We start from the raw sequence: 7,955 nt of genomic DNA on the forward strand, positions 1-7,955 counted from the left end.
GTCAGGCCTCCCTTAGCGCGGTCAGTAGCCGGCGCGCGGCGGCGACGCGACGAGCGGCCGGCCCGGTCAGGGCGTCCAGTGCGCACTCGGGATCGGCGGGCGGGCCCATGTGTCCGCAGCCGCGCGGGCATTCCTCGATGGCTTCGGCCAGATCGGAAAACGCGGCTATCACGTCGTTGGGTTGGATATGGGCCAGCCCGAACGAGCGGATCCCCGGGGTGTCGATCACCCAGCCGTTGGTCTGAAACGGCAGCGCCACCGATTGTGTCGAGGTGTGTCGCCCCCTGCCAATATCGGTCACCTCGCCGACCGCTCGATCCGCCTCCGGCACAAGCCGATTCACCAACGTCGATTTGCCGACGCCGGAATGGCCGAGCAGCACAGTGATTCTCCCGACCAACAGGTGTGCGACCGCCTCCAAGGGGTCGTCGCGGCCCGCGCTGATCACCGTCAGGTCGAGGTCGGCGAACTGCTCAGCGAACGGGGCGGCGGGCGCGAGGTCGGTTTTGGTCAGGCACAGGATCGGTACTAGTCCGCCGGCATAGGCCGCGATCAGCGTTCGATCGACCAGGCCGGTGCGCGGCGGTGGGTCGGCCAGGGCCACCACGATCAGAAGTTGATCGGCGTTGGCGACGACGACCCGTTCGGTGGGATCGGTGTCATCGGCGGTGCGCCGCAACACTGTTCGCCGCTCCCCGCGCCGCACGATGCGGGCCAAGGTATCCGACCGACCGGAAAGATCGCCGACGACGTCGACGTCGTCGCCGACGACGATCGGTGTGCGGCCCAGTTCCCGTGCCCGCATCGCGGTGACCCGGCGATCGGGGTCGCCGTCGAGCACACATCCCCACCGGCCGCGGTCGACGCTGACCACCATCGCCGGTTTGGCGTCGGCGTGCTCGGGGCGGGTCTTGGTCCGCGGCCGCGAACCGCGACCCGAGCGGATCTTGACGTCGGACTCGTCGTAGTCGCCCGGCCTCAACCGCCGGACTCCCCAAGCATTTCGGTCCACAGCCGCGGAAACTGCGGCAGCGTCTTGGCGGTGGTCTCGATGTCGTCCACCTCGACACCGGCGACCCGGAGTCCGACGATCGCGCCGGCCGTCGCCATCCGGTGATCGGCGTACGACTGCCACGTCCCCGGCCGCAACGGCGTCGCGGTGATCTCCAGGCCGTCGGCGGTTTCCGAGCAATTGCCGCCCAGCCGGTTGATCTCGGTGCGCAGCGCGGCCAGTCGGTCGGTCTCGTGGCCGCGCAGGTGCGCGACGCCGGTCAGCCGTGAGACCGAGCCCGGGGTGGCCAGCGCCGCGAGCACCGCCACCGCCGGGGTGAGCTCACCGACGTCGCGCAGGTTCACATCGAAACCGCCGTAGGATTGCGGCCCCCGCACCTCGAGATACGAATCAGACTGCTTCACAACCGAATTCAGTTGCCGCAGGATATTCAGAATCGCCTCGGCGGGTTGGATGCTGGCCGCCGGCCAGCCGGTGATGCGCACGGTGCCCGCGCTGACGACTGCCGCCGCGATGAACGGGACGGCGTTGGACAGGTCCGGTTCGATCTGCCAGTGCCGGGCCGCCACCGCTCCCGGTCGTATCTGCCATCGGTTGGGTGTGGCGTCATCGACTTCGACGCCGGCTTGCCGCAGCATCGCCACCGTCATGGCGATGTGCGGTGCTGACGGCAGTTGCGGACCGGTGTGCTGCACGGTCAGGCCCTCGGTGAACGACGTACCGGAGAGCAGTAGGCCGGATACGAACTGCGACGACGCCGAGGCGTCGATTTCCACGGCCCCGCCGGTGACCGATCCGGCGCCTTGCACGCGAAACGGCAACCCGTCGCCGTCGATGTCGACGCCGAGGCCGCGCAGCGCGTCCAGCAACGGCGCGATCGGCCGGACCCGGGCCTGCTCGTCACCGTCGAAGGTCACCGCCGCGACTCCCAGCGCCGCCAGCGGCGGGACGAACCGCAGCACCGTGCCGGCCAGGCCGCAGTCGATCCGGGCGTCGGCCGACGGGGAGATCGTCCCGCTGACCGCCAGCTCGTCCGCCGGCCCCTCGATATGCAGGCCCAACGCGCCCAGCGCGCCGATCATCAGGTCGGTGTCCCGGCTGCGCAGAGCGCCGCTGATCGTCGAGAAGCCACCGTTGGCGGCGGCCAGCGCCGCGAGCACCAACGCCCGGTTGGTCTGGGATTTCGAGCCCGGCACCGTCACCGTCGCGCACACCGGCCGCGCGGCATAAGGCGCGGGCCAGGTATTCACGTGCTCCATCATTGCCTACCGAGCACCGTGACTTCGCCGACGGCTAGCGCCGCGGGCTTCTTTTCACGCTGCTTGGGCGTGACGGGCCAGTCCAGCCCTCAGGATGTTCCGCGCGGCGTGTTCGTCGGCCTGGGAGCGATGCGAACATCGCTGGCAGACGAATAACGCTTGGGTGATGCGGTTCTGCGGTGCGGCATGCCCACAGTTTTCGCAACGGTCGGACGTATGCCGGGGGTCGACCTCGATCCAGATGCGCCCAGCCTCTTCCGCTTTGGCTCGCAGAATCGAAATGAACCGGCCCCAACCCGCGTCGCTTACGCTTCGCGAGAGCCCAGACTTGGCCAGCGCATTGTTGGCCAGATACTGGCCGGGTTTGTTTAGATCAGGCACGGGTTTGGCTCGTCGCAGCATGTTGGCAATCTCGAGGTCTTCAACCACCAGCAGGTCATAACGCCCGACGAGAGCGCGTACTTGCTTGTGGTGGAAGTCTTTGCGCTGGTTGGCGATCTTGCGATGCCTTGCCGCGACGGTCTCCCGCTTGCGGTCGCGATTCTTTGATCGATGCTTGGCCCGCTGTAACCGCTGCTGGGCTGCGGCCAACCGGGCGGCTGCGGCGCGCCCCCAGCGCGGATTGTCGATGTGCTGCCCGTCGCTGGTGGTAGCGAATCTGCAGATGCCAACATCGATGCCGGCCTGGCGGCCGTTGGCTGGCAGGGGGTTCATCGGCACGTCATCGCAAGACAGCACCAGCATCCAGCGCCGTCCCTGGCGTTTGATCTGGATTGTTTTCACCCGGCCTTCCACCGAGCGGTGCGGGTGGGCTTTGACCTGGCCGATGCCTTGTAGATATACCCGCCGCTGCTCGGGCAGCCAACGGGCGCCGTCGCCGTCTTTGGGCCACTCCACCGAGTCGAACCGCGCCGCACCCTATAAACCGCGGATAGCCTGGCTTGATGCCAGGTTTGGCCGTCTTAACGCGGCGAAAGAAGCTGGCGAACGCCCTGTTCAGACGGCGCAGCGTGGCCTGCTGGCTCGAAAACGACCACAGCGCCTGATCCGGGCGCGCCGCGCGGATCTCGGTTAGCTGGGCCGATTGGTCCCTGTAGCCGATGCGAGTCCTGCTGTGCGCCCAGGCATCGCGGCGCTCCCGCAACGCTGCGTTGTAGAGCTCACGGTGGGCATCTACGCATGCCGCCAGCGCAATATTTTGGCGCGCGGTCGGCCGCAACCGAAAGACGTAGGCGCGTTTCATCGGCCCCTCACCGCGCCCCTCCGGTGCACGATGTAGCCGCTCACGGTCGACGTCGATACATACCCGACCGAAGCAGCGAAACACGACGGCGACCACCATACTTTCGAGTGACGAGACCGGCTTTCCGACATGCCACGCAGCTTACGAAACGGCACTGACAAACCACGCGAATCGACCGTTCGCCTGACCCAACCTCTCACGGAGACAGTCACCGAATTCACTCCTTCCGCAATGATGGGACATATGTGCGGACGATTCGCGGTGACCACCGATCCGGCCGCGTTGGCCGAAAAAATCCAGGCAATCAACGAGGCGCGCTCGGCTGAATCTGTGGGCCCGAACTACAACGTGGCGCCCACCACGACGATCACCACCGTGGTGCGTCGTCACGACGAACCCGACGACGAACCCACCCGGCGGGTGCGGCTGATGCGCTGGGGGTTAGTACCGCCGTGGGTCAAGGCGGGAGCTGACGGTGCGCCGGAATCCAAGGGCCCGCAACTGATCAACGCCCGCGCCGACAAGGTCACCACGTCGCCGGCGTTTCGCTCGAGCGCCAAATCCAAGCGTTGCCTGGTGCCGATGGACGGCTACTACGAATGGCGTGCCAACCCCGACACCGAAGCGGGCAAGAAAGCCCACAAGACGCCGTTCTACCTGCACCGCGCGGACGGGGAGATGCTCTTCATGGCTGGTCTCTGGTCGGTGTGGAAGCCGGATAAGGATGCTAGCCCCTTGCTGAGCTGCACGATCATCACCACCGATGCCGTCGGCGAGCTCGCCGAGATCCACGACCGGATGCCGTTGATCGTGGCCGAAGGTGACTGGGATCGCTGGCTGGACCCCGACGCCCCGGCTGATCTTGAATTGCTGGCCGCCCAGCCCGACGTGCGCGGCATCGAGATGCGCGAGATCTCGACGCTGGTCAACAACGTGCGCAACAACGGGCCCGAGCTACTCGAGCCTGCCAAGCCACAGCCCGAACAAGCGACACTGCTGTAGTTGTCTGCCGCGGACAACAGTCCGGACAACTTTGTCAGTCAGAGATGGATCCGGGCACGCAACCAAGACTTAGCATGCGTGTGTGAGTGGTTTGTATACATACACATTCGACGACATCCGGAACCGCCCCGTCGCGGTGATCGGGGCGGGGACATTGGGGCGGCGTATCGCGCTGATGTTCGCCAGCCGCGGGGGAACCGTGCGAATCTACGCCCCACGCGCCGAACAGCGCGCCTCCGCAGTTCAGTACGTGACGGAGATGCTGCCGAAATTGGTGGCCGACCTAGGCTTTGGCAAAGTGGGTCGCGCGGTGGCCGCGGGTTCGCTCGAAGAGGCCCTAGATGACGCCTGGCTGGTCGTTGAATCCGTCCCGGAGAAGCTCGATCTCAAGATTGCGGCGTGGGAGCAGATCGACCAAGCGGCGCCGCCGGACACCATCTTCGCAACCAACTCGTCGTCGTACCCGTCGCGCCTGATGGCCGGAGCGGTGCGGGACAAAACGCGATTGTGCAACACGCACTTTTACATGCCACCGGAAGTCAATGCGCTCGACCTGATGTCCGACGGTGAGACCGACCGCGGGTTGCTCGACACCCTGCTGGCCGTACTTCCAGAGTTCGGTGTTTACCCCTTCGAGGCACGCCGGGAGTGCACCGGCTTCATCTTCAATCGCATCTGGGCCGCCATCAAACGCGAGTCGTTGGCAGTGGTCGCCGAAGGTGTGGCCCGTCCGGAGGACGTTGACGGGATGTACAAGCTCAATTTGGGCGCGCCCGCCGGGCCGTTCCAAATTATGGACCTGGTCGGCCTGGACGTCGCGCTCGACATCGAGAACCACTATGTCGAGGAGTTCCCGCACCTACCAAAAAACGCGCGGGACTTGTTGCAGACCTACGTCGACGCGGGCAAGCTCGGCGTCAAGACAGGCGAGGGCTTCTACACCTATCCGAAGCCCTGACGATGAGAACCTCGGGCTAACTAGTGATTCCAGCCAGTTCGTCTGCCACCGCATCGAATGCACGCAGCGTGTCTAACAGCATCTGCGGGTCCCCAGAGTCCGGCTGGGTGGATAACTTGGCGGCGACCACCTCCGCGGCGCGGTTGACGTAGATCATCTGACCACACATGCCCTGGCACAACACGACGTTGCTGCCCGGGCAGGGAAACCACACTTGGTTGCGGTACATCCCGCCAGGCATTTGGGTGTCGTCGGGGCTGGCGGTGAACGCCTGGCGCGAGTCGGGACCGCCGTCGAGAGTGTCGGCGATCCACGCCGCCGGCACCACTTGCTGGCCGGTCAACGAGACACCATCGCGCAAGAACAGCGACCCGAACCGGATCATGTCGGTAAGACAGGCGTTGATGCCGCCGTCGAATAGTCCGGTACCGACCGTGTCCACGCCAATGGTGGCGTCGCATTGGGCGCCGATGCGGCTCCACAGCAGTTCCGACATCAGTTCGGGCATCCGCTGGCCGCCGGCGACCTCGCAGACCCAGCCGAGTACGTCGGTTTCACACGAGCGATATTCGAATGGGCCGCCGTGAGCCGACTTCTGCCGCAACGTCAGCAGGAACTCACACAGCGTGGAGGGGACGTCCGGACTGCTCCGGGGTGCCCACCCCATCGCCTCGTCGAGCACGTGTATCTCCGCGGTCGGGTGGAGGTAATTGTCTGAGAAGGCGATACCCGACCTCATGTCCAGCAGGTGGCGTACCGTCGCACCGGCGTAGCCGCAGTTCGCCAGGGCGGGAACGTATGCCGTGACCGGCGTGTCAAGCTCGATCGCACCGGTCCCGTGCAGCGCGCCTACCACGGCTGCCACCAGCGACTTGCTCACCGAAAACAGCAGGTGCCGGGTCTGGGCCCCAAAGCCGTCGAGGTACTCCTCGGCCACCATCAAACCCCGGTGGGCGACGGCCCACCCGTCGGTAGCGGTGGTGGCCATCACCGCGCCAACCGTGGTGGCCACCCCGTCAGTGCTGGTCAGTCGGACCTCGGCCATCGGAGCACTGGCTGCGGGCAACGCCGCGGCCGGCCCGGTCCCGCGCGAGATTACTGCTGTCGGCACGAAGTCTTCGACGTGCTGGAATGACCAATGCGAATGTGGGGCCGACAGCCAGTTGTCCAGCGAGATACCGGCCGGGACGCTCACGCTCGTGCGACGAGCCGCGAAACGATCGGCGTGGCCGGCGTCAGGGGTGTCGACGCGAACTGCGCCTTGATGCCCGCGACCCAGCGCCGGCAGCGCTCGGTGAGCTGGTAGTCCTGGGTCTGCAGATGCCCGCGGGTGACGAGCACGCCGAGTTGGGCGCCCTCGCAGCGTACGAAGCCAGGCGCCGCGACACGCATGTAGAAGGCCTCGGACTCGTCGAGCAGCGTGGCCCAGTCGTTGCCCTGGCGCGCAAAGCAGACGCGCCCGTTGTCGTCGAGGTGCCACACGCCTGTGCGTGGGGTTGCGGTGAAGAGCCCGAGATCCGGCGAGGTCTCCGTGATTATCAGGTGACCCCACACCTCGTCCTCGCCATAGCCCCGCTCCCAGCGCGAGTTGATCTCCTCGATGTCGAGTTCGTACTCCACGTCCATGTACTCGAGCAGGTGGAAAAGGAACAGCGGCATGTCGGCGTAGGCCTCGGTGGTCAAGTTCGTCATCGGGCTGGCGCCGCTGAGGCGCGGGTTCACCTCACCCAGGTAGAGCTCGTCGGAGTCCAGGTCGTGCAACAGGTCCACCTCGAAGTAGCCGCGGTACCCCTCGCGGCTCATGATGTCGCCCAGCTTTCGCACCATTTCTCGCGCAGCGTGCGTCTGTGCGGGCGGCAGCACCTCGCGCCAGACGTCGTTGCCGCACCAGCCGCCCTTGCGCGGAGTCAGCTCCGGGTAACCGACGAGACTCGTCATCGCGGGGCCGATCACGGTGCCGTGGCGGGTCACGGTGCCCTCGAGGCACACCTCGACGTTGCGGATGCGCTTCATGACTTTGACTTCCTGCCCGACCAGGTCACCGGCGCACTGGTCCCAGTCGCGCTGACCGCGCACAAAGAACGTCGCGCTGCCGGCATCGCCATAAGCGGCCTCGACGACGAGGTCATCGCCCAGTCCGGCGTCCTGCGCGAGCGCCGACAGTTCGTCGTAGGAGCCGGCCCGCCCGATCACGTGGGGCACGCTGGGCACGCCCGCTTCGTCGGCCAGGCGCGTCATGACGAGCTTGGAGCCCAGCCGATGGCGCAGCTCCGCAGACGGGTGCATGACCTCGAGCCCCGCCTGGTGCGAGAGGGCCTGGGTCTCCTCGTCAAGCATCACAAAGCAGGCCTTGCCACCGGGCCCCCGTCGCGCGATGAACTCGAGGGTCTCGGAATCACGCAGGAGGTAATTGCACACATCCCCCATGGACCCGAAATCAATGCGGTCGCGCCGCCGGGGCACGAACACGCGCGAATGTGC

At 66.3% G+C, this 7,955-nt stretch carries 7 protein-coding genes and 1 pseudogene; 2 read left to right on the top strand and 6 right to left on the bottom strand.

The annotated features are described in order from the left end of the window. Nucleotide 1: 1 nt before the first annotated feature. The 4 genes and pseudogenes from rsgA to VKI00_RS09800 form a co-directional block, all read right to left on the bottom strand. A complete protein-coding gene (rsgA, locus tag VKI00_RS09785) occupies nt 2-982 on the bottom strand; it encodes a ribosome small subunit-dependent GTPase A (RefSeq protein ID WP_324437109.1) in 981 nt (326 codons plus the stop codon). Further along, nucleotides 979-2,262, bottom strand: a complete 1,284-nt coding sequence (gene aroA / locus VKI00_RS09790) for a 3-phosphoshikimate 1-carboxyvinyltransferase (RefSeq protein ID WP_324437111.1) — start codon at nt 2,260-2,262, stop codon at nt 979-981. The genes rsgA and aroA overlap by 4 nt, the downstream gene beginning before the upstream one ends. Before the next feature lie 63 nt (nt 2,263-2,325). Continuing rightward, nucleotides 2,326-3,168: a transposase gene (locus VKI00_RS09795; RefSeq protein ID WP_324437113.1), complete on the bottom strand. Its 843-nt coding sequence runs from the start codon at nt 3,166-3,168 to the stop codon at nt 2,326-2,328. 274 nt (nt 3,169-3,442) lie between these two features. Beyond that, nucleotides 3,443-3,613 (bottom strand): annotated as a pseudogene (locus VKI00_RS09800) (hypothetical protein); the annotation flags it as partial. Nucleotides 3,614-3,757: 144 nt separating this feature from the next. On the opposite strand from VKI00_RS09800, the gene VKI00_RS09805 reads away from it, so the two are divergent. Both VKI00_RS09805 and VKI00_RS09810 read left to right on the top strand, forming a co-directional pair. Further along, complete coding sequence (locus VKI00_RS09805; protein ID WP_324437115.1) at nt 3,758-4,516, top strand: SOS response-associated peptidase; 759 nt, start codon at nt 3,758-3,760, stop codon at nt 4,514-4,516. 82 nt (nt 4,517-4,598) lie between these two features. Beyond that, nucleotides 4,599-5,474, top strand: a complete 876-nt coding sequence (locus VKI00_RS09810; RefSeq protein WP_324437117.1) for a 3-hydroxyacyl-CoA dehydrogenase family protein — start codon at nt 4,599-4,601, stop codon at nt 5,472-5,474. Between the two features lie 16 nt (nt 5,475-5,490). Here VKI00_RS09810 and VKI00_RS09815 read toward each other — a convergent pair whose 3' ends face one another. Next, on the bottom strand, nt 5,491-6,669 hold the full coding sequence (locus tag VKI00_RS09815) for a serine hydrolase (RefSeq protein ID WP_324437119.1): 1,179 nt from the start codon (nt 6,667-6,669) through the stop codon (nt 5,491-5,493). Next, nucleotides 6,666-7,955: biotin carboxylase (locus VKI00_RS09820; RefSeq protein WP_324437121.1), on the bottom strand; the 1,290-nt coding region annotated here is incomplete at its 5' end. The genes VKI00_RS09815 and VKI00_RS09820, both read right to left, overlap by 4 nt.

The organism is Mycobacterium sp., from assembly GCF_035314665.1.
Classification (GTDB): Bacteria; Actinomycetota; Actinomycetes; order Mycobacteriales; family Mycobacteriaceae; genus Mycobacterium.

Coding starts and splice junctions, on each gene's coding strand:
- VKI00_RS09805 (WP_324437115.1), top strand. CDS start 3,758: ATGTGCGGACGATTCGCGGTGACCACCGATCCGGCCGCGTTGGCCGAA.